Origin of the sequence: Halarcobacter ebronensis, assembly GCF_013201825.1 — a bacterium.
Classification (GTDB): domain Bacteria; phylum Campylobacterota; class Campylobacteria; order Campylobacterales; family Arcobacteraceae; genus Halarcobacter; species Halarcobacter ebronensis.
In genome coordinates, this window is sequence record NZ_CP053836.1 from 2,692,956 (window position 1) to 2,719,955 (window position 27,000).

Consider the following 27,000-nt stretch of genomic DNA (forward strand, 5'->3'; position numbering starts at 1 on the left):
TGTTTTTTTTGATTATCTATTAATAAAGTGTTTAAGAAAATTAGATATAATCTTAGCACTTAAATTTAGGAAATGAAATGATTGAAGAATTAGACAAAAAGTTCGTTTTACACACATATGCAAGAAATTATGTAAACTTTAAAAAAGGTATAAATGCAACACTTTTTGATGATAAAGATAGAGATTATATAGATTTCACTTCAGGGATTGGAGTTGTATCTGTTGGACATGGTAATAAAGAGGTTGCGGAAGCTATTTGCAAACAAGCTCAAAATATCATGCACATTTCAAATCTTTATGCAATAGAACCACAAGCAAAACTTGGTGAAAAGATAGCAAAACTCTCTAATATGGATGTTAGAACATTTTTTGCAAACTCAGGAGCGGAAGCAAATGAGGGTGCAATTAAAATTGCAAGAAAATATGGAAAAACTAAATATGATGGGAAAAGATATAAAGTTATAACTTTAGAGCACTCTTTTCATGGAAGAACAATAACAACAGTTAAAGCAACGGGTCAAAGCTCTTTTCACAGTCCAAACTTTGCTCCATATCCAGAAGGATTCTCTTATAACTCAGCAATTGATGATATTTACAACTCAATTGATGACGAAACAGTTGCAGTTATGATTGAACTTGTTCAAGGAGAAGGTGGAGTTCAACCTTTTAAAAAAGAGGCAGTTCAGGAGTTAGCAAAATTTTTAAAAGAGAGAGATATTCTTTTAATAATTGATGAAGTTCAAACGGGAGCTTATAGAACAGGTGAGTTTTTAGCTTCAAATCTTTATGAGATAGAACCAGATGTTATAACAATGGCAAAAGGTCTAGGTGGTGGTGTTCCAATTGGGGCAGTTATTACTACCCATAAAGATATTTTTGAAGCAGGAGACCATGGTTCAACTTTTGGAGGAAATTACCTCTGTACAGCAAGTGCAAACAAAGTTTTAGAACTTCTAGAAGCTTATAAAGATTCAGGAAAATTAGATGAGGCAATTATCTATTTTGGTGAAAAATTAAAAGAGACTTTTGAAAAAAATCAAAATATCTTTACAGAGCAAGTTGGTCTTGGTCTTATGAGAGGACTTAGAGTAAAAGATGCAGATCACCTAAAAGAGGTAATAAAAAAAGCATTTGAAGAGGGTGTTTTAGTTTTAAAAGCTGGAAGAAATACCCTAAGATTACTTCCCCCTTTAACAATCTCAAAAGAGGAGATTGATGAGGGATTCAAGAGATTAAATAATGCACTTTCAAAAATCAGCTAAGATAGTATTTTTTACTATCTTTTGCCCTTTATTTCTTTTTTCACAAGAGAACAAAGTTGATGAAAAGATTCTCTCAGATGATAGGCTAAAACTATTTGATTATAGTAAAAAACAAAATGAAGAGAGTAGTAGTAAGTTAAGAAAAGATTGGATTAACCCTATTACTTTTTCATATGAAAAGAGTAAATCAGATACAAATGACACACTAAAAAGTGCCATTAATATAAGCCAGCCAATTTTTAAAAGTGGTGGGATTTACAGTGCTATAAAATATGCAAATGCAACATTTGATTATACAAAATACGATATTGAACAGCAAAGAAAAGAGTTGATAAAAGAGGCAACAACAATGCTTTTTAATCTTCACATTTTGGATTTGAATATCAAAAAAAATGAACTTTTGTTAAAAAATGCCCAAATTGATGTTTTTACAAAAAAAGAACAAGTATTAAATGGTTTTATAGATACTTCAACTTTAGATAATGCTATTTTGGATGCAAACGTTATAAAAAACAATCTTGCAGATTTATATTATGAAAAAGATGAACTTGTAAACAATTTTGAAAATATTGCAAGTGGTGAATATACAAGCTTTGAATTACCATTTTTAAACCTAGTTGATGAACAAAGTTTTTTAAAAAGGAACCTTGAGTTATCAAAAGCAAAAGCAAATGTTACTAAAAATGACTATTTTAGTGATATGACTGTTGCAAAATATCTACCAACAGTTAGTTTTGAGGCAAACCATACCCAATATCACCAAGACAAAAAAGAGAAACTTTCAAATGAAAATATCTATAGTTATGGATTATCTGTATCTATGCCTTTTGATATAAGGGCTTTAAATGATATTGAAGTTGAAAAGATTAACTATTTAAGTTCAAAATTAAATCTAAAAAATTCAGAACTTGAAGAGAAAAACTACTATAAAACAAAACTCTCTAAACTTAAAATGTTGGAAAACAAAAAGAAAATTGCTCAAGATGACTATAAACTATATGACTCTTTATTGCAAGTCATAGTTGAAGAAAAAAATGCAGAACTAAAAACACAAAGTGATGTTGATATTTTACAAAACTCTCAAAAAATAAAATCTATTGAATTAAAAATCTATGAATTAGAAAAACAAATAGAGCTTTTAGAACTCTATTCAAAAATCAGCTAAGAAGAGTTTTACTTCTTCTTAGTTTCCGATAGATTAAGATAATACTCCATCTCTGAAGGAGTTAATATTTTAATTGTATTTGTACTTCCTGGTTGACCAACTGGATATCCAAAAGTTGCAATATATGTTGCTTCTTTATCTAAATACCCTCTAATTTCTAGATGTTTTAACATCACTTGAATCATTCTTGAAGCTCCTGCTTCTTTTATTTTTGCAACAGGAACAACTCCCCAAAGTGCGCACATTGGATTTAAAACTCTTCTTTTGTGAGTAAATACAAAGATATTTGTTTTTGGTCTATATCTTGATATTTTCATACCAGATAATCCTGAACTTGTAAGGGCAATAATCCCTTTTGCACCAATATCATCTGCAAGTTTTGTTGCAGTTGCTTGAATAACATCAAACTGATCATGATAAGATAGTTTTTCATGTTTATCAAAAGGATAAATCTCTTCAGTTTTTGCAATAATGTTTGCCATAGTTTTTACTGTATTAACTGGATCAATACCAACAGCACTCTCTTCACTTAACATAACAGCATCAGTACCATCTAAAACAGCATTTGCAACGTCTGAAATTTCTGCTCTTGTTGCTCTTTCATTGTGAGTCATAGATAGAAGCATTTGAGTTGCAGTAATTACAGGGATACAAGCCTCATTTGCTTTTCTAATAAGTCTTTTTTGAATAGTAGGAACCTCATAATATGGCACTTCAATTCCTAAATCTCCCCTTGCAACCATAAGTCCATCACTAGCTTCAATTATCTCATCAATATTCTCAACAGCATCAAATTTTTCAATTTTTGCTATTAGTTTCCCTTTATAGTTTCCTAATAGTTTTCTTGCATTTTGCATATCTTTTGCATTTTGAACAAATGAGATTGCAAAATAATCAACTTTATTTTTAACTCCCCAAGCAATATCATCTTTGTCTTTTTGAGTTATTACATCAATATCAATTACTGTATTTGGAAAATTTATACCTTTTTTTGAACTCAAAATTCCTTGATTTTCAACAAGTGCTTTAATCTCTTTACCCACTTCAATAACTTTTGCTCTAATTGTTCCATCGTATAAATAGATATATTCATCAACTTTTACTTTATCTAATAGTTCTGGGTAATTTGTAGATACTATATATTTTTTATCTGCTACTTTGTGTCCTACTATTTCCTCTTTTACAAAAGTTATTTCATCACCTCTAAAAAGTTCAAACTCCTCTTTTAAGTCTCCAATTCTAACTTTTGGACCTGAAATATCTTGTAAAACAGAGATTGTTGCATTTAAACTATCCATTGCGATTCTAATATTTTTTAATGTTTCACTATGATATTCATGTGTTCCATGGGAAAAATTTAGTCGAAATACATTTGCTCCTGCTTTTATAAGCCCTTCTATCATCTCTATACTATTACTTGCTGGCCCTAAAGTCGCTATTATTTTTGTTTTTTTATTCATGGGCTTCTCTCCTTATTTGCTTAATGGTTTTTATTATACCTAAAAATATTCCACAATAAAGTTACAGTGGTGTTTAATAAAATTACACAATTCGTTAATATTACAGTTGTATAATTGCAAATATTAAAGGAGTTTTTTTATGAAAAAAAATACAATGAAAAAAGCTACAGTAGTTTTATTAACTTCAACAATTCTATTTACAGGATGCGCACAAAAAGATCCTGAACGATATAATAACTATGAAAATACTCAAAAAGGTGTGGGAATAGGAGCCTTTTTAGGAGCACTTATTGGAGCAGTAGCAAGTGGGGGAAATCACGCAAAAGGAGCTGTAATAGGTGGCGTAGTTGGTGGTGCACTTGGTGGAACTATTGGTTACTCTATGGATGAACAAGCTGGGCAAATAGCAAAAGAACTTGATGAAAAAGTTGATAATACTCCTCAAGCAGTGGTAAATCCAGATAATGATATAGTTATTTCAAATACCCAAAAGTACGTAAAAATCATGCTAAGAGATAAAATGGTATTTGATACAAACTCTTCAATCCCTACCCAAGAAGCTGCAAGAAAAATTGAAAAAATCTCTAATGTATTAACAAAATATCCAGATACAATAGTTCAAGTTGTAGGTTTTACAGATAGTAGAGGAACTTATGAATATAACCAAAAACTATCAGAACAAAGAGCAAAAAGTGTTGGAGATATTTTTTATAACAATGGCATCCAAAATCAAATATATTCAAAAGGGTGTTCTTACAACAAACCAATAGTTCCAAATAAAACAAAAGAGGATATGGCATTAAATAGAAGAGTGGAGATATATTTATATCCAAATACTGAATCAGTAATTGATACTTGCAGTAATCAATAAAAAAGTTTTAGGAAATAAATTTAAGTTGATTAGCTATAGAATTGCCCACTGTAGCTTTTTTATCTCTTTTTATATTATAGAAAATATATTACAATCGATAAATAAGATTATATCTGATACGGTAAGGCTAGGAGAGAACCTTACCATAACAGAGTACATAAGTTTTTATTTTTTAAAATTTATATACTAATTTTGCCCATAATTCTTTAAAATCACTTGCATCTAAATCATGATCTCTCTCTTCATAAACTAAAGAAGCTTTAAGACCTTTTAATGCACCATTAAATTTATAATCTGCATATGCGATTTTAAAGTTTGCATCATAATTTGTTGCATAATCAATATCAATATATCTTGCACCAATTTTTAAACCTACATTTTGAAAAGTATAATTTAAATCAACTGCATAGTGATCTGATTCAGAATATGTCCCTGATTCGATTATTGCTGTAGTAAAGATTGTTGGTCTTGATCCGCCACCAACTACACCCCATTGTGCAGTTCCATCTCTAACTTCTGCATATGCAACATATGCATTTAGTCCACCTAGACCAATTCCAGCTTTTAAACCATAAAAGTCCGCATCTTTTGTAGCACTATCTTTGTAATCTGTGTCACCATATTGAACTGCTAAATTATAAGTAATATCATCATACTTATTTTTATAATTTGCCTCTAAATAATACATGTCATGTGATAAATCAGCTTCACCGTAAGCAAAGGTTAATGTTGTATTTGGAATTGATTGATTTATAATACCTGTAGTATAGGCATAATCACCCTTTAAATCTTTAAACTCAGCTATATCTCCAAAACCATCTGTTCTGTTTTGGAACTTATCAATATATGCCATAAAAAGTGTTGTATCTGGCACATCTTTACTTATTAATGTTGAACCTTCAAAAGATTGTTTAATAAGTCTTGAACTACTACTTTTCATTAAGGGCAAGGCTATGTATTGTCTACCAACTTTTAATGTAGTTTTACTTAAGGTATAACTCAAATATGCTTGTGATAAAACTGCCCCATTACCATACATATCACTAGAAAATGCATTTTTTGCTTCATCATCTGCATTTACTGCATTAGAACTTTGAAATCCAAATCCTAGTTTAAATCCATAAAAGAAATTTGATTCATAATTTAAATCAATCCCTAAATTTAAAATGCTACCTTTTTTTGTGCCATGCCCTATATCTCTATCAAAATAATAAGCATTTAATGCTCCATCATATTTACCAGTTGTTAAAGCCTCTTGCAAAGTATCTGATGCAAAACTTACAGTTCCCAGTGCAACTATTGCAATTAATGATAATTTTAATGTTTTCATAATGTATCCATTTAATTATTTTTCTAAAATAGGGATTAATTCCCTATTTTAAGTTGGTTATTTTCCAAATAATAAATCTGGTTTAACAATTCCTGTTCTATATCCAAACTCTTTTGCGCTTGAGTAATTAACTTTAATCTCATTAGCTAAATATGGTTTACCATTTTTATCTAATTTAATTTCATCAATAAAACCACCATTTGCTTTGTTGAATTTCATCAAATATGTATTAAGACTTGCAACATGAAATGAATCTTTTTCTTTATCATAATTAACATTTCCAGTTACAATAGAGAACCAATCAAATCCTCTATCTTTTCCATATTCCCAAAGTTGTTTAACAGTCATATTATTTTCATCAATTTTATATGCAACTGCTCTTGAGTATTTATCTTCTACCATTGCAGGTTGTTCATTTCCTCTACCTTCACCATTATCAAATACAGTCAAATATCCTTTTCCTAATTCAGGATTTAAATAAGCTGTATGTTGAGTAAATGACCAGTCAAAATCTGTATTTTCGCAAGAGTTAGGTCCACATTCAAGTTTTTTCCCATTTTTATCAACAGGAATTAATACTTTTTTAGCAAGTTCACCTTTCCATCCATTAAAAGAAGATAAAATCCATTTAACTTTTTTATCTCTTGTGATTTTTGCCATACCTTGGTGTCTTAAAGATACAACAATACTATCATCACTATCATTATAGTATACAGAGTTTGTATGTGCCCAGTTTCTTCCAGCACCTACACCAGGTACATCTCCCCAAGGTGCACTATCATCAATTTCAGTATGTTTTGCATTTTCATCAACACTCATACAAACAGCTCTTTGATCTAATGCTTTTAATAAAACATCTCTACCATTATCAAGAATTTTATTTAAATCCCATACATCAACAACTTGTCCTGTTTGATCAATTTCAATAATATGATCTTTTAAAGTATGTACAATTTTCCCATCTGGTCTTAAATAGTTTTGTTTACCAACACGAATAAATACATCACCGTTTGATGCTTCTACAATTTCATGAGCACCATCTGAAAATCCTCTTGGTAATCTTCTGTCATAAACTTTTCTTCCCATGATGTCATATCTCATATATCTTTGACCTTGCATAAAAAGAATATCTCCATTTTTTAGCTGTCTATAAGACATACTGAAACCTAATTTATCTACATTCCAGCTATCTTTTTGAAATAATTTTGTTGTATCAAGATGCCATCTAATGTCACCATTTTGGTCAATAATCTCTGCTGTACTTGGATAAGAGAAAGGCATTGCTCCACCAGGTCTTCTCCAATTAATGTCAGGATGAAATTCATAATATATATTGTTTACAAAATATAATCTATCTTTAAACTCTTTTGATGATTTAACTGGAGTATATGTAGTTGTGTTATTTGTTCTATACTCACCTGGAAATGTAACAATTGGATTAATATAAAGTTTATATGTCTCTTTAATCTCTTTACCTTGATATTTATATGTTACATTAATTTTATTATTGTAATCAGCATATAGACCAAATACTGGAATCCCATCATGTGTTCTAATTGCTTGTTGTGGAACTTTATACGAAAGAGCCGCTCCTCCGTTTTTAGGTTCTATTGAAACACTAACATCTGTAATTGCTTTTCCATTTAACCCAATAATAGCTGTTTGCGGAGCCATTTCATAAGGATTTGAGATAATAGCTCCCAATTGCCCTTGAGATTTTTCTGCATCAAAATACAGTCCATAATCTCCTTTAGCCATACTAAAAGTTGGAGAAACGCTTACAACCATACTTGCAAGTACAAGACTTGAAACAATTTTTGAAATTTTCATTTTTTATCCTTTGTTTTGTAATATTATTTCTATAATCAAAATATAAATAACTAATTTATATCTTCAATAGTTTGATTATTATCTTTTCTAAAAAGATCTCTAATAATCCAAGAGATACACATAGCACCAAGTAAAATGAAACAAACAATAAAAGCAAAAAGACAAGCTTGAGCCATATTTACTAAATGCATAGATGGAATTAAATACCACCCCTCTGAATAAAAGTCTATTAACCATTGTTGTAAAGCACTAAACTCTACACCTTCTGGTGGAATTGGATTATCAAATCCACAAGCTCCAGTTGGTAAAAACCAATCAGGAAACCAACTATCTAATGGCAATCCCAATGGAAAACTTGGCTCTGCTGAACATCCTTGCACACCAAATGGATCATCTCCATGTGCTGCATGGTGGATTGTATTTAGTTTAATGCTATACATAATCCCTTGGATAATTCCCCAAAAACCTAAGATATAACCTACTATTTTTAATACAATTTGAGAAGGTTTAATTGATGCAATAATCCCTCCAAAAACCATACAAAAAAATGCAAATCTTATATATACACATTGTTCACAAGGTGCCATATATACATAGTGTTGAAAAAGATTATGTGCAGTTAAAAGAAGCATCATCGCTGCTGCTGCCATAACTATCCACAAAAATCTTGCATCTTGCCATCTTGCAATGGTATTTATTGGAGAGGTTTTTAAATCTCTCCAAAAATCTGTTATTTTACAATTCATCTTTTATCTCCTTATTTTTTTAGAAGATATTCAACTAACTCAACCATATAATCTCTTGATTTTATAGCTTGTGTTTTTAGTAAATATTTACCATTTACTACAAATGCTGGAATCCCTTGGATTTTTGCAATTGGGTATGCAGGCTCCCATCTTTTTAGTAACTCTTGTACTTCTGGTGATGCAACTTCTTTCTCAAAATCTGCTTTACTTGAAATCCCTAAAATCTCAAATCCTGCTTTATAGAAATCATCTTCACCACTATCCCATCTTTGATTTTTATCATGGTATGCTTTATAGTATGTAAATTTCATTTTTTTAAGTAATCCATGTTTATCAAACACACTTGTGATTCCTGCTTTTATATCTCTTGCACGTGCTACTGCCATTAGGTTTGAACCTTGTTGTCCATATTTACCTTTTGAATACAAATGCCATACTTCAAAGCTTGCCTCTGGTTTATCTTTAAGTACTTGTGTAATTACTGGTTCTGTTACTGCTTTATCATATTTATAACAAAACGGACAAGTAAAACTAAATACTTTTACTATTGTGTTTTTTTCCACATTTAGAGGTTGATCTAATTTAGTATAATTTACTCCCTCTTGAAAATCCGCTCCTAATAGTGCTACTGCTGTTATTAGCAATGCTCCTACTTTTCTTTTTAACATCATTTTTTACTCCTTTTTTTCTATTATGATGAAAGTATAAACAAAAGGAGTAATAAATTTATCAAAAAAAGATATAAAAAAAATTTTTTCTTAAATTTTAATTTTAATTTTTGAAATAAAGCTATATTTCAATTATAAAGATGGCACCATCATGGCCATTTTCAACGGTTATTTTACCTTTGAGAAGATTGTTAGCAAGTATTTTAGCAGTATATAATCCAAGTCCTGTGCCAAATTTTTTATCTTTTGTACTAAAATATGGATCAAAGATATAGGGCAAAATATTTTCAGGAATACCTCCAGCATTGTCACTTATTATAATTTTATTCTGTTCAATCATTATATCTATTCGTCTATTTTCTACGCTATTTTGCATCAAAGCATCAATTGCATTATTCAAAACAATAATCAAGATTTGAATTAGTTCATTTTTATAGCTTTCATAATAATCAAAGTTGTTTATATCTAAAAAAACTTTTATTGAATACTTTTTACAACGATTATCTATCAAATCTAATGAATATTTACAAACGTCTTCAAGCTTAAAGCGTTCTACTATACCTTTTTTTGAGAAAAAACTACTAAAATCTTCAATAGTATTAGACATATATTTAAGTTGTAAATTTGCTTCATTAACTTTCTTGTTTAGATAATTATTTGTTAATTTGTTAGTCTCAAAGGCTAACTGAAGATTTGCAAGTATCATGGTTAAATGATTTAAGGGTTGCCTCCATTGATGAGCAATAGAAGCTATCATTTCACCCATTGTTGCAAACTTTGATTGTGTAAGCATTATTTTCTCTTGTTTGATATATTCTTGTTTTGCTTGTTCTCTTTCCTCTATAATAGAACGTATTTTAAGGTATAAAGCCATTGTTAAAGCAAAAGATTCTATACACGTAAAAATCTGTTTTGCATACAAAAATTCAAAATAAAAATCTAACATTAAAAGCTTTGAGATATTTAATACAATTAAATATATTGTAAATCCTAAAAATCCCAAAGTATAAAAAAGTGCAGAATAGTTTTTGTGAGTAAAGGCATAAATTCCTGCCATTACATAAACAACATAAAGGAATGATGAGTAGTCAATAGAAGAATGTATCTCAGTTAGTGGTATTAATAAAACCATTGTAAAATTTAAAAATAAATTCAATTTTGGCATATCTCTTTTAGTATTTAAAAACTCTTTTGTAAAAATTATTGAAAAGAGCATCATACTATAAGACACCATCTCTTTTAAAAAGAAGTTTCCTAAATTAGGATAATCTTTCAATAAAATAAAAAAATATTGAAAGAGATCAGAAGTTACAATAATAACCCATGTCTGATATAGACCTAAATATAGATACCCTTTATCTTTCATCGATAAATACATAAAAAAACTATACATTGCCATAGTTAATAAAATACCAAAAAACAAACCGTTATGATATAACCTCTCTTTTGATATTATAAAATCATCAACACTATTTTTATCAATTATATACATATAACTAAACTGATCAAGAATTTTTTTTGTCTCAGCATGAATATAGATTGTCACTTTGTCATAAGCTGGAATGGTAAATATAGATGATTTTTTAATATACTTATTATTATTAATATTCTCTTTTAAAATAGTTTTACTACCATGAACTACATAAAAATTTATTGAAGCTCTTTCCCATCTAAAAAGAAATATTCTATCAAGAGGAGTACTACTATTATTTTCTAAATCTAGTTTCATCCACAAATTATTATCTTTATTACGATGTAAGATTCTCCTAAATCTCTTTATCTCTTGAAACTTAGAAGGATCATTCAAGGCTTCATTAAGATTCTCTATATTATAAGAAAGACCAATCTCTTTATAAATAGGAACAGTTGAAGGTGAAATATCTATAGCTTTTAAATTAAATAAAAATAGTACAACAAATAATAATAAAAATCTCATATTGTTTATTTTATATCAATTCTATAGCCCATTTTTGAGATATTAGAAATAATATCTTCTGGTAATTTTTGTCTTAGATTCCTAACTAAAGATCTAAGGGCTGCATTACTCATTCCATCTTCCCAAATAGTACTTTCAATTTGTTCATAAGATACTACGTGATTTCTATATTTTAATAATAATTCAAGGAGTTGTCGCTCATGTGCATCCAATTTTTTTTCTTTACCCTCAACTATTAAAATATGGTTATATAAATCATAAGTAGAACAGCTATTTAAAGATATTATAGATGTAGTGTCTTTTAAATTTTCAATACATTTATTAAGAGTGTTTTTTAAGTCTATTAATGTAATAGGCTTTAAAAGATATTTTATTAACTGCAATTCTACAGCTTTTAAAAAATACTCTACATTAGTGTACGCAGTGGTAATTACAATTGGTGTTTTATTATCGACTTTTCTAATTTTTTCAGCAAGTTCTAAACCATTCATTCCAGGCATCTCTATATCAGTAATTATAATATTAGGTTTTTGTTTTAGATATTCAACATATGCTTCATAACCATCTTTAACTGCAATTACATTGATACGCATAAATTCCAATGCTTCAACAACATTTTCCCTAATAAAATCTTCATCTTCAGCATATAAAACTGTTAAATTTTCAAACATATTAAACTCCTACATATCTATAAAGATTTTATCAAAAAAAAATATATAAACTCTTTAATAATTTATACTATTTTCTAAAGAGTTTTTTATTTCACTTTTTTCACACTATTTTTTTTTACAATTTCTTATAGATTTTTAACCCTATTATAAAATCTATTTTAAAGATGTATGGTAAAGTTCTCTCCATCGACACGAATTAGTATCCATACATCTTTAAATAATTATACCCTTGTGTAATAATTGTTTTCAGTATTTAGGCTTATCTAGTAAATATTTTATTGAACGATAAAACAACACATTAACTATATTAAAAAAAATAAATTTAAATCAATTAGCTACAGAGCTGCCTCTCTGTAGCTTTTTTATTTTATAGAACTGATTTTATCGCTTCTAATCCTGCATACAAATTTTTTAATATTCTATTTATATTTACTAGAAAGCTTAGGGTTTGTTATGGCAAGGATAGGAGAGAACCTTACCATAACATAATATATGAGCTTCTATTTTTTTTAAAATTTATATATTAATTTTGCCCATAATTCTTTAAAATCATTCGCGTCCAAGTCATGATTTTCCTCTTCATAAACTAAAGATGCAGTAAGACCTTTTAAAGCACCTTTGAATTTATAATCAGTATATGCAAGTTTATAATCTGCACTATAGTTAGTTGCAAAATCTATATCAATATATCTTGCTCCAACTTTTAAACCTAAATCTTGAAAAGTATAATTCACATCTATTGCATATTGTTCAGATTCAGAATATATCCCTGCATCAATTATAGAAGAAGTATAAAGTACTACCTTTCCTCCTCCTCCAAGAACGCCCCATTGAGCGGTGCCATCATTAACTTCAGCATATGCTACATATGCATTTACTCCACCAATACCAAAATCAGCTTTTAATCCATAAAAATTTCCATCTTTTGTGTTACTATTGTCATAATCTGTTTCACTATATTGAGCTGAAAGACCATAAGAGATATCATTATATTTATTTTTATAATTTGCTTCTAAATAGCTCATATCATATGACTCATCTAATTCACCATATGCTACTGTTAAAATTGTATTTGGAATAGATTTATTTATAACACCTGTAGTATAAGCATAATCACCTGTTAAATCTGCAAAATCTGCAATTTTTCCAGCACCATCTGTTCTGTTTTGATATTTATTTACATATGCCACAAATAGTGTTGTGTCTGGGATATCATTACTTATTAAAGTTGAACCTTCATATGATTGTCTAATAAGTCTTGAACCACTACTTTGCATTAATGGTAAATGAATATATTGTCTACCAACTTTTAATGTAGTTTTACTTAATGTGTAACTCAAATATGCTTGAGATAATACTGCCCCATTACCATACATATCCCATGATAATGCTTTTTTACCATCATCATCTGCATTTACTGCATTTGAACTTTGAAATCCAAATCCTACTTTAAATCCATAAAATGAATTTGATTCATAATCTAAATCAATTCCTAGATTTATAATGCTACCTTTTGATGTCCCGTGTCCAATATCTCTATCAAAATAATAAGCTCTTAAAGCACCTTCATATGTACCACTTGTTAAGGCCTCTTGTAGAGACTCAGAGGCAAAAGAACATGTTCCCATTGCCATAATTGCAACAATTGATAATTTTAATGTTTTCATTATATTTCCATTTAACTATTTTATAAAATAGGGAACCTTCTCCCTATAATAAATACATTATTTCCAAATTGTAAATCTGGTCTAACCATACTTTTTGTATACAAACTCTTTAGGATTTAAGTACTTAACTTTAATTAGTAAACCCTACAATCTTTAATACAATTTAAGATAGTTTTTTTACAGCGACGATTCCACCTAAAATCATACAAAAAAATGTAAATCTAATATAACTATACTGCCTACTAAAAGGTTATATTGATTAATACTAAAATAATTTATGTGCAGTAAATTGTCACAACTGTCACATAATCAACTTCCTTGTCATCTTGCCATTATTATTTTGAGAGTTCTTATATCTCTTTACACTCGTTTTAGAGTTAATATTTTGTCTATTATTAAGTAGTTGTATAATTATTGATTTTATTAATACTTTATATTTTTAACAAAATGGACAAGTAAAACTAAATACTTTTTTGATAGATTAAGAGAGATTATTTTGTCTTAAAAAATTGCTCCTCTTAAACCTCGTTCCTATGAGTATTACCATTGCTGTCAACAATACTTAAACTCCGTTTTTTAACATCATCTTCAACTCCTTTCTTCCTGTTATAATAAAATCATATCAGAAAGAAATCTAAAAAAAATTTTATTCTTAATTTAAAATATTAATTTATAAAATAAATCTATTTTAAAGTTTTATAGGTAGAAAAATGCATATAGATTTACAAAGATATATTTGGATAAACTCCATTTATGAAAAGAGAAAAATTTAGTTTTTATTTTAACAACTGGCTTTATGGCAATGATGGCTACTATGCAAACTATAAAAATATAGGTAAAGAGGGAGATTTTTATACCTCTGTTTCAACCTCAGCATTTTTTGGTGGAACCATTGGCAAAAAGATTGTTGATACAATAAAAAATAAAGAATTACCAAAAGATACTACTATCTTGGAAATTGGTGCACATCATGGTTATTTATTGGCAGACATAATACAATTTATTTATACTTTAGAACCAACACTTTTAGAAACACTAAATTTTGCAATCGTTGAAAGATTTGAAAATCTTCAAACTCAACAGAAAAAATATTTGCAAGACTCTTTTGGTGATGCCATAAGATTAAAACACTACAATGATATTTCTGAAGTTAAATTACCAAATGCTTTTATTGTAGCAAATGAAATTTTTGATGCTTTTGCTTGTGAACTTGTTTTTACAAAAGAGAAAGAACTTCAAATAGCTTATGTAAAAAATCACAAAATAACATTTGAGCCTTGTAATGATGAGATAATTAAAAAACACTGTGAGAAATATAAAATCAAAAAAGGGGAAATCGCCGTTGGTTATGAAGAGTTTGCAAAAACTCTTTATGAAAATATAGATAATTTTGTTTTTCTTACTTTTGATTATGGAGATAGAGTTCCACGAAATGATTTTTCAACTAGGATATATTCAAAACATGAAGTATTTCCTATCTTTGAAAAAGGGCTAGATTTAGAAAAGTATTATAAAAAAGCAGATATTACTTATGATGTCTTTTTTGTTCATTTAATTGACTGTTTTAAAGCTCTTGGAGTAGAAAAAGTTTTGTTTAAAACTCAAGTTGAAGCTTTAATAGAGTTTGGAATTACTGAACTTCTTGAAATTTTACAAAAAAATGTTGATGATACAACCTATTTAAGGGAGGCTCAAAAGGTGAAAACCTTAATTGAACCTACAGGAATGGGAGATAGATTTAAGATGTTACTTGTAAAAAAATAGTATTTTAAGCCTCAAGTTTTTGAAGCTCTTTATACTCTTCATCACTAAAAATTCTAGACCTTGTTATAAATTGATATCCATGGTCAATCTCTAAAGAAAAAGAGTTTCCAAAGGCAGCTTTCTCCTCTCTTACATCAATTATGATTTGAGAGTGCCTGAAATACTCAAACTGATCTTTATCAATAAAAAATTCACAACCACAGATTTCTCCTAGTTTTACATTTCTACTAGGTACATAAAAATCGCCTTTCTCATAGCACATAGGTGCTGTTCCATCACAACAACCGCCACTTTGGTTAAAGACTAAATCTCCATGCTCTTTTTTTAACATCTCAACAACTTTTTGTGCTTCAGCTGTTACAACTACTCTTCTTGTATCCATTTTAATATCCTTTAATATAGGGCTATGCCCTATATCTATTAAAAAAATCCTAAAGCATTTTTGCTGTAAGAAGTTAAAATATTTTTTGTATGTCTATAAGAGTTTAACATCATCATATGTGTTTCTCTACCAATTCCTGATTTTTTGTATCCACCAAAAGAGGCATGTGAAGGGTACATATGATAGCAGTTTACCCAAACTCTACCTGCTTGAATAGCTCTTGATACTTTATGTAATTGGTGTGCATCTCTTGACCAAACACCAGAACCAAGTCCATATACAGTGTCATTTGCAATCTCAATTGCTTCTGCTTCATCTTTAAAAGTTGTAACAGCAAGTACTGGTCCAAAAATCTCCTCTTGGAAGATTCTCATTTTATTGTGTCCTTTGAAGATTGTTGGTTGAATATAGAATCCATTTGGATGTTTTTTAGACTCATAAACATCTCCACCAATTAAACACTCTGCTCCCTCTTCTTTACCAATTTTAATATAATCTAAAATTTTCTCTTTTTGGTTAAGTGAGCATTGTGCACCCATCATATTTTCAACATCAAGTGGATCTCCTAATTTGATAGCTTTTACTCTTTCTAATACTCTTTTCATAAATGGCTCATAAATTGATTCTTGAATAAGTGCTCTTGAAGGGCAAGTACAAACTTCACCTGAGTTAAATGCGAAAAGAACTAAACCTTCAATTGCTTTATCAAAAAAATCATCATCTGCATCCATAATAGATTCAAAGAATATATTTGGAGATTTACCACCAAGCTCTAAAGTTGAAGGAATAATATTTTCAGTTGCATATTGCATAATCAACTGTCCAGTTGTAGTTTCACCTGTAAATCCAACTTTTTTGATATCTGGGTGAGTTGCCAAATATTTACCAATTTTTCCACCTGAACCATTAATAATATTTACAACACCTTTTGGTAATACATTTTGAATCACTTCCATTAATATTAAAATTGATTTTGGAGTTGCACTTGCTGGTTTCATAACAATACAATTTCCAGCTGCTAATGCAGGTGCAAGTTTCCAAGCTGCCATTAAAAGTGGGAAATTCCAAGGAATAATTTGAGCTACAACACCATATGGCTCATAAATCTCTTGTGAAACTGTATCTTCATCAAGATCAGCAACACTTCCTGATTCAGCTCTAATTACCGATGCAAAATATCTAAAATGGTCAACAACTAAAGGTACATCAGCATTTAATGTCTCTCTAATAGTTTTACCATTATCTAAAGTTTCAGCAAGAGCCAATGCTTCTAAATTTGCTTCAATAGCATCAGCTACTTTATTTAACATTGTACTTCTTTGGATAACTGAAGTATGTTTATAAGATTCAAAAGCTGTTTTTGCAGCTTGAATAGCTAACTCAACATCTTCTTCATTTGATCTTGGAATTCTTGTTAAAACATCCCCATCAACAGGAGATATATTTTCAAAATACTCACCACTTTTTGGGGCAACCCACTCTCCACCTATAAAATTCTCATATTGAGGTTTAAATTTAGGTTTTTCATAAATTTTTGCAGACATGTTTTTCCTTTTGTAAATTAAATTTATGAAAAAATCAGTATTAAAAGTACTAATTCTCTCTTAAAGAAATTCTACAAAAAAAGTTTAGCGTGAATATAGCATGAGTATAGCGTGAATATAGCGCGAATTTAAAAAATTGTTACTTTAACTATAAAATGGGATTTTCTCGTAAAAAATAATTTGAAAAAAATTTTGAAAAAAATTAAGTTATGTTACAATTTTACATGAAAACATACAATTATAATTTAAAAGATAAAACTCTTGAAAAGAGTATTAATCTAAACCAATTTAAAAATTCAAAAAATATTCTTATTCAAATCTTTTGTGGTGAAGGGGAGGGAAAACTAAAAGAGATAACAAATGCTCTATTAATAAATCTTCCACAAAGTATTATTATAGGAACAACCACAGATGGAGAGATAAAAGATAAAAAGATTTCAATACTAAATACAGTACTTTCAATCTCAATATTTGATAAAACAGAGATTTTAGCTTCCTATGAAGACGGTAAAAACTCTTTTGACAATGGATACAACCTTGCAAAAAAAATTGTAACTAAGGATACAAAACTACTTATACTTTTTGCAGATGGCACCAGTACAAATGGTGAAAACTTTTTAAAAGGGATTGAAGCTTTTGATAACAGTGTTCCTATATGTGGTGGTATGGCAGGGGATAATGGAAAATTTATTCAAACTTTTGTTTCTTATCAAAATATTTTAATTAAAAATGGAGCTGTAGGTGTATCTTTAAATTCAGACTATCTAAAAGTTCACAATGATTACCGTTTTAATTGGTCTCCAATTGGAATTGAACACACTATTGACAAAGTTGAAGATAATAGAGTTTATAGTATAAATGGTATGTTACCTATTGATTTTTATGCTAAATATCTTGGGGAAGATGTTGCAAGTACGCTACCTACAACTGGTATAGAGTTCCCTTTAATTAGTGAGAAAGATGGTTTCCAAATAGCAAGGGCAATTATTGCAAAACATAAAGATGGAAGTATAAGTTTTGCAGGAAATCTACAAAAAGGAGATAAAGTTAAACTTGGGTTTGGAAATGCAGAACTTATTATGCAAAATCCAATTGAGAGTTTTGATAAAAATAGTTCAATCAAACCTGAAACTTTCTTTTTATACTCTTGTATGGCAAGAAGACGGTATATGCCAAATTTTATTCAAGTTGAAGTGGAACCCTTTGCAAAAATTGCCCCAACTTCTGGTTTTTTTACCTATGCAGAGTTTTTCCATTATAATAATAAAAATCTTCTCCTAAACCAAACTTTAACTATTATTGCTTTAACAGAAGAACCAACAAAAATAAGCAAAATGTGTTTTTTACCAGAGAGCCTTCAAAAAAATGAACACTCAAGGGTAATAAGAGCATTAACCCATCTTATACAACAATCAACTAAAGATTATGATGAACAGACAAAAAAATTAAACCAAGAAAAACAGTATTCCCATGACTTGCTCTCAGCACAAAGACAGTTTTTAAGACACACTGTGCATGAAACAAATACTCCACTCTCTTCAATTATGTGGAATATTGAACTTCATGAGATGGAATTTGGCAAAAATAGATATCTTACAAATATTGAAGTTGCAATGAAAAACCTATTTTCTATATATGATGATTTAAGTTATCTAATAAAGAAAGACCAAATTATCTATACAAAACAACAAATTGATTTGGTGGATTATACAAGAACCAGAATTGATTTCTTTTCTCAAGTAGCAATAAAAGCCCACTCAAGACTTATTTTCCAAACTTCTCAAAATCAAAAGATAATAAATTTCAATGAAACAAAATTGCAAAGAATAATTGACAATAATCTAACAAATGCAATAAAATATAGCTTTGAAAATGAAGACATATATATTATAATACTAGAGACTAAAAACCATTATAAACTTCAATTTACAAGTCACTCAACCTTGATTCAAGACCCTAAAAAAGTCTTTGAAGAGTATTACAGAGAAGAGAAAATAAAAGAGGGATTTGGTTTAGGACTAAATTTGGTAAAAAGAATATGTGATGAAGAAGAGGTTGAAATAGACCTTGAATCAAATAAAAATTTTACAACCTTTACCTACCATTTTAAAAAGGATTAATAAATATGAAAATCTTACTTCTAGAAGATGATTTAATGTTAAATGATGCCATAGCTCAATATTTAACCTCTGTAGGTCATTTAATAGTATCCACAAAAGATGGTAAAAGTTGTCTAGAAATTCTAAAAAATGAGAAGTTTGATATGTTAATTCTTGATATAAATCTTCCAGATATAAATGGTTTTACAATCTTAGAACAGATGCATGAGAATAAGAGAATGATACCAACTATTTTCATCTCTGCACTGCTTGACATTGAAGATATTTCAAGAGCTTTTGACATTGGTTGCCATGACTATTTAAAAAAACCTTTTCACTTAAAAGAGCTAAACCTTCGTATCAATAAAATTTTAAAAAATAGTGTTGTTCCACAAAATCATAAAAGATTATCCTCTTCATATAGTTTTGACCATGATACAATGACTCTGTATTTTGATAACGAACCACACATTTTGCCTAAAAGACAACTTTTAATAATCTCATTACTTTCAAAAAATAGAAGTTTAGTTGTAAATTATGATATGTTTAGAGAGTATGCTTACAATGGAGAAAATATTGATACAGCAACAATTAGGGCAGAAGTTAATAGAGTAAAAAAAGTTTTAAAAGAGGATTTTATTATCAATATTAGAGGAATTGGATATATGGTTGAACGACCTAAATAGGAAGTTCTATAAAAAATTTAGCCCCATGTGCTGTATTTTTTGCATAAATATTACCATTTAGACTTTCACATATAATTTTGTAACTCATACTAAGACCAAGTCCTGTTCCCAAAGTTTGATGTTTTGTTGTAAAGTATGGTTCAAAAATATGTGGCATTACTTCATCTTTGATTCCGCCACCATTATCTTCTATTGAGATTATAACTATTTTCTCTTTTTTCTCAATTCTAATTTTTATCCAAGGATCAACTATTTGGTTTTCAAGTAAAGCATCCTTTGAATTATTAAATAGATTTAATAAAACTTGTTCAAGTTGTCCCACAACCAAATCTATCTCAACTTTATTATCATAATCTACTTCATCAATTAAATTTATACCTTTATCTTTTAGTGTTGCATTGATTATCATCAATGATGCTACAATTCTATCTTGCAAAACAGTCTTTTCAGGATTTTTTTGAACCCTTAAAAAACTTCTAAAAGTATCTATTGTTTTTGAGAGATATTTTGTATTCTCAACAATATTTTCAAGTTTTCTAAACATCTCTTCGTCATCAATAATATCTGCTTTTTTTTCAAGAATTATTCCACTTGCTAACATACTTATTGCACTTAGAGGTTGTCTCCATTGGTGGGCAATATTTCCTATCATCTCTCCCATTGCTATAAGTTTTGCATTTTGGAAATACTCAAATTGGTGCTCTTCAAAACTCTTTTTTGCAGTTATATCATGTCGTACTGACATATATCCTATCAGTTCATTATCTTTATTATACTCAGGAGTAATTACAGAACTAATCCAAAAAGTGTGTCCAGATTTTGCTACATTCTTAATCTCACCATTCCAAATTTTGCCATCTTCTATTGTTTCCCAAAGATTTTTATAATACTCATCAGAATAGTCTGGATGTCTTAAGATATTGTGAGATTTACCTATTAGTTCTTCCCTATCATATCCAGTTAATTTACAAAAAGCATCACTGGCTTCAGTAATTATTCCCTCTTTATTTGTTTTTGAATATAAAACATATTTACCTATTAAATTAAGATTATTCTCTATTTTTCTAGTCTGTTCTTTTACTTTTTCCTCTAATAGTTCATTTACACTTTCTAACTCTTTTGGTCTAATTAAGATTGTAAAAAGAAGATAACCTAAAAGAGAAGAGATTATAATTGAAGTTATATAAAGTATTGCAATAAAACTGTTTGAGATATAAGCGCCCATATATTGGATATCTAAATACCAAGTTGCATTTGGAACTTCAACACTTTTTGTAAATACTTTTTTATCTTGTGAAAATTCACAACTACTATAAAATATATCCATTTTGTTTGTATCAGGATGAACTCTTTTTAATCTAAAGATATAGTTTTTATCTTTGAGTTCTAATAGATTAGCATTTTTTATTAAATCATCTAAGATTATAAGGGCAGAGGCAAATCCCCAAAATTTATCATCAATATAAATAGGTTTTCTAGCAATAATTCCAATGCCACCTTGAAGTAGTTTAAATGGTCCTGCCAAAGTTAACTCTTGGCTTTTTTGGGCTAAAAAAGCCTCTTTTTTTCTGGCATTGTCTTTAAATAAATCATGCCCAATTGCTTTTTCATTTCCCTTTAGTGGATATATTTTTGTTACAATAGCATTAGGAGCTAATTGAAGATTACTTACTCCTCTTGATTCCGATAAAAGCATCTTTGAAAAACTATCAAAACTACTCATATCTCCTCTAACTAATGATATATGTTCGCCCAAAATTGTTGCACTTCTTGTATTTCTTAATATAGTTCTTTCTAAGACATTTGCTTGGGAATTTAAAACTTCAGTAGATAGTTTATCAATATTGCTTTCAATAAAATAGTTATTGCTCTCTATTAGTTTATGAAAAGTAAAGATTAAAATTAAAGTTACAAAAATTGAGATTAATTTCTCTTTTTTAAACATACACATACCTATCTTTTTAATTGATTTTAATTATAGTAAAAGTATTTAAAATTACGATTATAAAAATTATCAATTTTAATTTTTATAGAAAACTCAAATATAATAAACTTTTTGATAAAATCTGCAAAATTAAAAGGGCAATTATTATGAACATAATAGTAAATGGAGAAAACAAAGAGTTTGATAATGAATCAACTTTACAAAATATTATTAGGGAACTAAAAATTGAAGATAAAGTAATGGCCGCAGCTGTTAACATGGAGATTGTAAAAAAAGACCAATGGGGTAATTTTGTTATAAGAGAAGATGACAAACTAGAGTTATTACAATTTGTAGGTGGTGGCTGAAGATGATTGCAGATATAAACTCTGTATGTACTTATTGTGGTGTTGGATGTGATATTACAGGACAAGTACAAGATAATAAAATATTAAAAATATACGCACAAAATGATGGTTATGTAAGTCAAGGGAAACTCTGTATCAAAGGTGCAAAAGGTTTTAATTTTGTTCACTCAGAACAAAGAATCAGAAACTGTAGAGTTAAAAAATCTTTTGTAACTAATAATTTAGAAGCTCTTCCTAGGGAATTAAAAGCAAGAGTTAAAACTCTTAAAGAGTTTGATGAAGAGTATTTTGAAGCACCTTATGAGTTTACAACTTCCCTTGCAGCTTGGAAGCTGATGCAGATAAAAGAGAAGTATGGAAGACATAGTTTTTGTGGAATGGGAGGAGCTAGAACTTCATGTGAAAGCTCTTATATGTTCCAAAAATTTATCCGTGAAGGTATGGATTCTCCACATGTTGATTGCTGTGCAAGAGTTTGTCATAGTCCAAGTTTAAAAGGGATGAAACCCCTAATTGGAGAGGGAGCTGCAACAAACCCTTTTGATGATATTTTTGAGACTGAAAATATTATTATTATGGGTTCAAATACAACAGAAGCCCATCCTATTGTTGCAAATAGAATAATAAAAGCCTCAAAGGCTAAAACTGCAACAGTAACAGTAATTGATGTAAGAAATATCCAAATAGGAAAATATGGTAAAGAGTTAGTAATCCCATATGAAGCAAATCTTCTTATTTTAAATATGATGGCTTATGTAATACTTTCTGAAAAACTATATGATAATGACTTTATAGATTCAAGATGTGTAGGATTTGAAGAGTATAAGGAATCAATTTTAAATGACCCTTTTGCAAATCCAGAATATCTAAGAAATATAAAAGGTTATGAAGAGTTAGCAGATACTCTTCCTCAAGTTGCAAGGGAATATGCCACTAAAAAATCTATGTTTTTTTGGGGATTAGGAATTACAGAGCATCTTGATGGCTCATATGCTGTTATGGCAATTGTTCATTTGGCTCTTTTAACAGGAAATGTTGGTAAAAGAGGAACAGGACTTATGCCTCTAAGAGGACAAAATAATGTTCAAGGAGCCTGTGATACTGGTTGTTTGCCATATTATAATCCAGATTATGAAGAGCCTAAAGAGATTGGTTTTATGACTCCTCAACTAATAGATGAAATGTTAAAAGGAAATATAAAAGCTATGTACGTAATGGGAGAGGATATTGCCCATATTCACCCAAATCAAAATAAAGTACACAAAGCTTTAGAAAATCTTGAAGTTATTATCTCAAATGAACTTTTTATGAATGAAATAACAAAAAAAGCAGACATAATTTTTGGAGTTAAATCAGCCTATGAAAAAACTGGTGTTTATGTAAATGCCATGAGAAGACTTCATCTATCTCAACCTCTTGTTGATTCAGATTTACCAGATGACTGGGAAGTTTTAAGGGATATTGAAAACAAAATAAATGGCGAATTTATCTATGAAAATAGTGAAGATGTTTGGAATGAAACAAAAGAGAGAGTAAAATCAAGATTTAGTGGAGCTACTTACCATAAATTATCAAAAAATAGAAATAGAGGTATGCAGTGGCCAATAGAAAAAGATGATACTCCTATTTTACACCTTGAGAAATTCAGAACACAAGATGGAAAAGCTAACTTTCAATATCACCAATACAACATAAGAGAGCAAGTAAAAAAACTTGTTCAAAATGAAACTTTTGCAAAAAATGAGTTTTATTTAACAACTGGAAGAACAATAGTTCATTACAATAATGCAGCCCAAACAATAAGAAGTGAAGCTTTAAACTCAAGATATGATGTGGATATTGTATTGGCTTCAAAAGAGGATGAAGAGAGAATTGGAAGTTCACATATTATTTTAAAAACCCAATATGGACAGACTGCTATTTTGCCTGTAAAATACTCAAAAGCTATAAGAGCTGGAACTTTATACACAACATTCCACCATCCCCAATCAAAAATCAATTTTATCTTTGGAGATGAGGCAGATGAGCTTATTTTAACTGCAAGATTCAAATCTATTAGAGTTGAAATTGAGCCGATTAAAGGGTGATATAGCTGAAACAAAAGCTTGTGAGTTTTTAAGCTCACAAGGCTTTACAATAGTTGAAAAAAATTTCTATGCGAAAAAACTAGGAGAAATTGATTTAATTGCAACAAAAGATTCTACCTATCACTTTATAGAGGTAAAATCTGCAAAAGATTATGAAACAGCAGTTAATAATATAAATCCTTCAAAACTCTCAAAACTAAAAAGAAGTGTTGATTATTATCTACAGACCAAAAAGATTTTTCCAGATTTTTGTATTGATGCAATAATAGTTGTAGATGAAAAAATAGAGTTTTTAGAGAATATTACTCTCTAACTCTTCTTCTTTTCTTTCTAAAGGCTCTTCTTGTTTTTATATTAATAATTCTATATACTCTTCTAATATTTCCAAAAAATCTTGTGGTATAGGTTGCGTCAGCATTTGAGATCTCTTGACCTAGTTTAACATCAATTGCATCTGATTTTTTCATAGATAAAACCTGAGAAGGGAAAACACTTCTATGTCCTGTCATCAAAAATGCAATTATAATTGAAAGTGCCGCATAGTGAGCAACATTTACCCCGAAAAGTTCAACTGCCATAATCATAGCTGCGATTGGAGCACTTGTAGCACCTGCTAATACACTTACAAATCCTAAAGCCGCAAAAAGAGGAATATACCCATCAACTAAAGCACCAAAAAAGTTTCCACTTGTTGCACCTATATAAAATACAGGAGTAATAACTCCACCACTTCCTCCAAAACCAAGAGTAAGAGAAGTAAAGATTGTCTTTAATATAAAAGCATACCAAGGTACACCTTCATGATCATGAAAATTTGGAGAGAGTGACTCTTTTATGGTTTCAAAACCTAAACCTAAATAATCATCTCCTACTATTAAAGTTAATATAACTAAAATCACTCCACCTATAAAAGCTTTTAATACATAGTGTAAATCAATTGATTTTACATAAGAGTGAATATATCGTAAGACTGTAATTATAAAATCTGCTACAAGTCCAAAAAATATTCCTGCTAAAATAACTTTTGCAATAAGTACATAGTTGAAATTAAAAGTTACATAATAAGCTATATCAAAATAGGTGTAACTAATACCAACCATTTTTGCAACAAAAAAAGCAGCAAATCCTGCAACAATTGATGGCAACAAAATATCATACATCAAAGCACCAACAATTAGTATTTCAACACCAAAAATTGCTCCTGCTAATGGAGTTCCAAATACAGAAGCAAATCCTGCACTAATACCACAAATTACAACTTTTTTTCTATCTCTACTTGTAAATTTAAATAGTGTTGCCACAAAAGAAGCAGCAGCAGCTCCAATTTGTGCTCCAGGTCCCTCTTTACCAACTGACCCACCGGCAAATATTGTAATAACTGTTGCAATAAGTTTAACTGGGATAACTGAGAGTTTCATCTCTCCTGAATTTTTATGTACTGCTTCAATTACTTTTTCAGTTCCATGTCCTTCTGCTGATGGTGCAAATTTTTTTACAATTATAACTGTAGCAACCAAAGCAAATGGAAGTAAATAGTAATAATCAAAAGGAAGCAATGAACGTGAGTTTTCACAATACTCTAAAAATTTTAGGAAAAATGCCACAATTAGTCCAACAAATGCACCTATTGAAGAAGAGATTAAGATCCATTTGGTGATTGTTGCGAACATTACAGTCTGTTCTGCTAAGTGACTTGATACTTGTTTATTATTTTTTGGCATTTAATCTACTTTTAAAGAGTTTCTATAGTATAAGGTTACCATAAAATAAAATAAAATTCCTTTGTAAAAAGTACTATTTTTTTAATATTATTAAAATTTCTTAAAAGAATTTAACCAATACTACTTTTATTCCTTTCTAATTTGTTCAAATAATTATTTAATGTGTCAAGTTCATCTATTGATTTTGGTTCAACTTTTAAAATTTCAGCAAGAGATTTTACTCCCATTGACAAAAGATATTGAAGGTTACTATCAAAAGTTGCCTCTTCTATTATCCAAATTTTATCTTTGTGTACTTCAAACATATATCCACCATTTGGAATTGGAGTCATAGATAAAACTACAGTATAGTGATCTTTCACAATAGACTCTTTTGTTGAGTACATAAGTCCTATATTGTAATCTTTTTTAGAAAAACCTCTAATTAAAACAACTAATACTTTTTTTTCACCAGATTTAGAGGTATTAAATATATTAACTAGCTCTTTTATAGTTGAATAACCTGGTACCTTTGAATACAATTTTTGAACAAAATTAACAAGTCCCGTCTCTACAAAAATTCCTAAAACATAAGCCAAAAAAGCTAAAAGTGCAACACCAAACAAAGTCCAAAGAACAGGAAACTGATTTGGCTCAAAACCAACTAATGTAAAAAGATAAGCTGTCAAAGAATTAAATTTTTCATATACCCAAATAACTATAATAGTTACCGCTGCAATTGGAGCAAGCCAAAATAGTCCTTTTAAGATAACTGTTATTATATGATCCTTACCATGACCTAAAAACTCTTTAATATTATCAATCATTTATTACTCCTTA

Annotated in this window: 22 protein-coding genes; 9 read left to right on the forward strand and 13 right to left on the reverse strand. The window is 29.2% G+C overall.

What is annotated here, in order from left to right; genetic code table 11:
• Nucleotides 1–77 precede the first annotated feature (77 nt).
• Complete coding sequence (locus tag AEBR_RS13275) at nt 78–1,262, forward strand: aspartate aminotransferase family protein (RefSeq protein ID WP_128983627.1); 1,185 nt, start codon at nt 78–80, stop codon at nt 1,260–1,262.
• Nucleotides 1,240–2,427, forward strand: coding sequence for a TolC family protein (locus AEBR_RS13280; protein ID WP_129088416.1), 1,188 nt, complete (start codon nt 1,240–1,242; stop codon nt 2,425–2,427). The genes AEBR_RS13275 and AEBR_RS13280 overlap by 23 nt, the downstream gene beginning before the upstream one ends.
• An 8-nt stretch (nt 2,428–2,435) precedes the next feature.
• On the opposite strand, the gene pyk is transcribed toward AEBR_RS13280, so the two are convergent.
• Nucleotides 2,436–3,887 (reverse strand): pyruvate kinase, encoded by a 1,452-nt coding sequence (gene pyk / locus AEBR_RS13285; RefSeq protein ID WP_129088415.1) that lies wholly within the window; start codon nt 3,885–3,887, stop codon nt 2,436–2,438.
• Nucleotides 3,888–4,026: 139 nt separating this feature from the next.
• Between pyk and AEBR_RS13290 the strand changes: the two genes are divergently transcribed.
• On the forward strand, nt 4,027–4,758 hold the full coding sequence (locus tag AEBR_RS13290) for a YiaD family glycine zipper/OmpA-like lipoprotein (protein ID WP_172658909.1): 732 nt from the start codon (nt 4,027–4,029) through the stop codon (nt 4,756–4,758).
• 172 nt (nt 4,759–4,930) lie between these two features.
• Here AEBR_RS13290 and AEBR_RS13295 read toward each other — a convergent pair whose 3' ends face one another.
• The 7 genes from AEBR_RS13295 to AEBR_RS13325 form a co-directional block, all read right to left on the reverse strand.
• Nucleotides 4,931–6,088: an OprD family outer membrane porin gene (locus tag AEBR_RS13295; RefSeq protein ID WP_129088414.1), complete on the reverse strand. Its 1,158-nt coding sequence runs from the start codon at nt 6,086–6,088 to the stop codon at nt 4,931–4,933.
• 57 nt (nt 6,089–6,145) lie between these two features.
• Complete coding sequence (locus AEBR_RS13300) at nt 6,146–7,918, reverse strand: aryl-sulfate sulfotransferase (RefSeq protein WP_129088413.1); 1,773 nt, start codon at nt 7,916–7,918, stop codon at nt 6,146–6,148.
• Between the two features lie 50 nt (nt 7,919–7,968).
• Nucleotides 7,969–8,664, reverse strand: coding sequence for a protein-disulfide oxidoreductase DsbI (gene dsbI, locus AEBR_RS13305; protein ID WP_129088412.1), 696 nt, complete (start codon nt 8,662–8,664; stop codon nt 7,969–7,971).
• 11 nt (nt 8,665–8,675) lie between these two features.
• Entirely contained in the window at nt 8,676–9,335 is a 660-nt protein-coding gene (locus AEBR_RS13310) for a thiol:disulfide interchange protein DsbA/DsbL (protein ID WP_129088460.1), read from the reverse strand.
• A gap of 118 nt (nt 9,336–9,453) precedes the next feature.
• On the reverse strand, nt 9,454–11,268 hold the full coding sequence (locus AEBR_RS13315; RefSeq protein WP_129087457.1) for a sensor histidine kinase: 1,815 nt from the start codon (nt 11,266–11,268) through the stop codon (nt 9,454–9,456).
• A 5-nt stretch (nt 11,269–11,273) separates the two neighbouring features.
• Complete coding sequence (locus AEBR_RS13320) at nt 11,274–11,939, reverse strand: response regulator transcription factor (protein WP_129087456.1); 666 nt, start codon at nt 11,937–11,939, stop codon at nt 11,274–11,276.
• Nucleotides 11,940–12,448: 509 nt separating this feature from the next.
• The gene (locus AEBR_RS13325) at nt 12,449–13,606 is read right to left on the reverse strand and encodes an OprD family outer membrane porin (RefSeq protein ID WP_129087455.1); all 1,158 of its coding nucleotides are present in this window, start codon (nt 13,604–13,606) and stop codon (nt 12,449–12,451) included.
• Nucleotides 13,607–14,359: 753 nt separating this feature from the next.
• Here AEBR_RS13325 and AEBR_RS13330 point away from each other — a divergent pair.
• Nucleotides 14,360–15,370 (forward strand): SAM-dependent methyltransferase, encoded by a 1,011-nt coding sequence (locus AEBR_RS13330; RefSeq protein ID WP_129087454.1) that lies wholly within the window; start codon nt 14,360–14,362, stop codon nt 15,368–15,370.
• A 4-nt stretch (nt 15,371–15,374) separates the two neighbouring features.
• Here the strand turns inward: AEBR_RS13330 and AEBR_RS13335 are convergent, their stop codons facing one another.
• Complete coding sequence (locus tag AEBR_RS13335) at nt 15,375–15,752, reverse strand: DUF779 domain-containing protein (RefSeq protein ID WP_129087453.1); 378 nt, start codon at nt 15,750–15,752, stop codon at nt 15,375–15,377.
• 38 nt (nt 15,753–15,790) lie between these two features.
• On the reverse strand, nt 15,791–17,296 hold the full coding sequence (locus tag AEBR_RS13340; RefSeq protein ID WP_129087452.1) for an aldehyde dehydrogenase family protein: 1,506 nt from the start codon (nt 17,294–17,296) through the stop codon (nt 15,791–15,793).
• A 224-nt stretch (nt 17,297–17,520) separates the two neighbouring features.
• Between AEBR_RS13340 and AEBR_RS13345 the strand changes: the two genes are divergently transcribed.
• Entirely contained in the window at nt 17,521–19,416 is a 1,896-nt protein-coding gene (locus tag AEBR_RS13345) for an FIST N-terminal domain-containing protein (RefSeq protein ID WP_129087451.1), read from the forward strand.
• 5 nt (nt 19,417–19,421) lie between these two features.
• Entirely contained in the window at nt 19,422–20,081 is a 660-nt protein-coding gene (locus AEBR_RS13350) for a response regulator transcription factor (protein WP_128982210.1), read from the forward strand.
• On the opposite strand, the gene AEBR_RS13355 is transcribed toward AEBR_RS13350, so the two are convergent.
• On the reverse strand, nt 20,074–22,026 hold the full coding sequence (locus AEBR_RS13355) for a PAS domain S-box protein (RefSeq protein ID WP_164969496.1): 1,953 nt from the start codon (nt 22,024–22,026) through the stop codon (nt 20,074–20,076). The two genes, AEBR_RS13350 and AEBR_RS13355, sit on opposite strands and share 8 nt — an antisense overlap.
• Nucleotides 22,027–22,172: 146 nt before the next feature.
• Here AEBR_RS13355 and thiS point away from each other — a divergent pair, with 146 nt between their 5' ends.
• The 3 genes from thiS to AEBR_RS13370 are packed head-to-tail and all read left to right on the forward strand — an operon-like array spanning nt 22,173 to nt 24,773.
• Nucleotides 22,173–22,373: a sulfur carrier protein ThiS gene (thiS, locus tag AEBR_RS13360; protein ID WP_128982206.1), complete on the forward strand. Its 201-nt coding sequence runs from the start codon at nt 22,173–22,175 to the stop codon at nt 22,371–22,373.
• A gap of 2 nt (nt 22,374–22,375) precedes the next feature.
• Nucleotides 22,376–24,460 carry a molybdopterin oxidoreductase family protein gene (locus AEBR_RS13365; protein ID WP_129087449.1) on the forward strand — a complete coding sequence of 695 codons (2,085 nt, stop codon included), beginning with the start codon at nt 22,376–22,378 and terminating at the stop codon, nt 24,458–24,460.
• Nucleotides 24,441–24,773 (forward strand): YraN family protein, encoded by a 333-nt coding sequence (locus AEBR_RS13370; RefSeq protein ID WP_129087448.1) that lies wholly within the window; start codon nt 24,441–24,443, stop codon nt 24,771–24,773. Before AEBR_RS13365 ends, AEBR_RS13370 begins: the two co-directional genes overlap by 20 nt.
• Here the strand turns inward: AEBR_RS13370 and AEBR_RS13375 are convergent.
• Nucleotides 24,763–26,181, reverse strand: coding sequence for a chloride channel protein (locus AEBR_RS13375; protein WP_129087447.1), 1,419 nt, complete (start codon nt 26,179–26,181; stop codon nt 24,763–24,765). The genes AEBR_RS13370 and AEBR_RS13375 overlap by 11 nt on opposite strands.
• A gap of 110 nt (nt 26,182–26,291) precedes the next feature.
• Nucleotides 26,292–26,987 (reverse strand): DUF502 domain-containing protein, encoded by a 696-nt coding sequence (locus tag AEBR_RS13380; protein WP_129087446.1) that lies wholly within the window; start codon nt 26,985–26,987, stop codon nt 26,292–26,294.
• Between the last annotated feature and the right edge of the window lie 13 nt (nt 26,988–27,000).

Excerpts from the sequence above, each read along its gene's own strand:
- AEBR_RS13275 (WP_128983627.1), top strand. The coding sequence starts at position 78 with ATGATTGAAGAATTAGACAAAAAGTTCGTTTTACACACATATGCAAGA.
- AEBR_RS13280 (WP_129088416.1), top strand. The coding sequence starts at position 1,240 with ATGCACTTTCAAAAATCAGCTAAGATAGTATTTTTTACTATCTTTTGC.
- pyk (WP_129088415.1), bottom strand. The coding sequence starts at position 3,887 with ATGAATAAAAAAACAAAAATAATAGCGACTTTAGGGCCAGCAAGTAAT.
- AEBR_RS13290 (WP_172658909.1), top strand. The coding sequence starts at position 4,027 with ATGAAAAAAAATACAATGAAAAAAGCTACAGTAGTTTTATTAACTTCA.
- AEBR_RS13295 (WP_129088414.1), bottom strand. The coding sequence starts at position 6,088 with ATGAAAACATTAAAATTATCATTAATTGCAATAGTTGCACTGGGAACT.
- AEBR_RS13300 (WP_129088413.1), bottom strand. The coding sequence starts at position 7,918 with ATGAAAATTTCAAAAATTGTTTCAAGTCTTGTACTTGCAAGTATGGTT.
- dsbI (WP_129088412.1), bottom strand. The coding sequence starts at position 8,664 with ATGAATTGTAAAATAACAGATTTTTGGAGAGATTTAAAAACCTCTCCA.
- AEBR_RS13310 (WP_129088460.1), bottom strand. The coding sequence starts at position 9,335 with ATGATGTTAAAAAGAAAAGTAGGAGCATTGCTAATAACAGCAGTAGCA.
- AEBR_RS13315 (WP_129087457.1), bottom strand. The coding sequence starts at position 11,268 with ATGAGATTTTTATTATTATTTGTTGTACTATTTTTATTTAATTTAAAA.
- AEBR_RS13320 (WP_129087456.1), bottom strand. The coding sequence starts at position 11,939 with ATGTTTGAAAATTTAACAGTTTTATATGCTGAAGATGAAGATTTTATT.
- AEBR_RS13325 (WP_129087455.1), bottom strand. The coding sequence starts at position 13,606 with ATGAAAACATTAAAATTATCAATTGTTGCAATTATGGCAATGGGAACA.
- AEBR_RS13330 (WP_129087454.1), top strand. The coding sequence starts at position 14,360 with ATGAAAAGAGAAAAATTTAGTTTTTATTTTAACAACTGGCTTTATGGC.
- AEBR_RS13335 (WP_129087453.1), bottom strand. The coding sequence starts at position 15,752 with ATGGATACAAGAAGAGTAGTTGTAACAGCTGAAGCACAAAAAGTTGTT.
- AEBR_RS13340 (WP_129087452.1), bottom strand. The coding sequence starts at position 17,296 with ATGTCTGCAAAAATTTATGAAAAACCTAAATTTAAACCTCAATATGAG.
- AEBR_RS13345 (WP_129087451.1), top strand. The coding sequence starts at position 17,521 with ATGAAAACATACAATTATAATTTAAAAGATAAAACTCTTGAAAAGAGT.
- AEBR_RS13350 (WP_128982210.1), top strand. The coding sequence starts at position 19,422 with ATGAAAATCTTACTTCTAGAAGATGATTTAATGTTAAATGATGCCATA.
- AEBR_RS13355 (WP_164969496.1), bottom strand. The coding sequence starts at position 22,026 with ATGTTTAAAAAAGAGAAATTAATCTCAATTTTTGTAACTTTAATTTTA.
- thiS (WP_128982206.1), top strand. The coding sequence starts at position 22,173 with ATGAACATAATAGTAAATGGAGAAAACAAAGAGTTTGATAATGAATCA.
- AEBR_RS13365 (WP_129087449.1), top strand. The coding sequence starts at position 22,376 with ATGATTGCAGATATAAACTCTGTATGTACTTATTGTGGTGTTGGATGT.
- AEBR_RS13375 (WP_129087447.1), bottom strand. The coding sequence starts at position 26,181 with ATGCCAAAAAATAATAAACAAGTATCAAGTCACTTAGCAGAACAGACT.
- AEBR_RS13380 (WP_129087446.1), bottom strand. The coding sequence starts at position 26,987 with ATGATTGATAATATTAAAGAGTTTTTAGGTCATGGTAAGGATCATATA.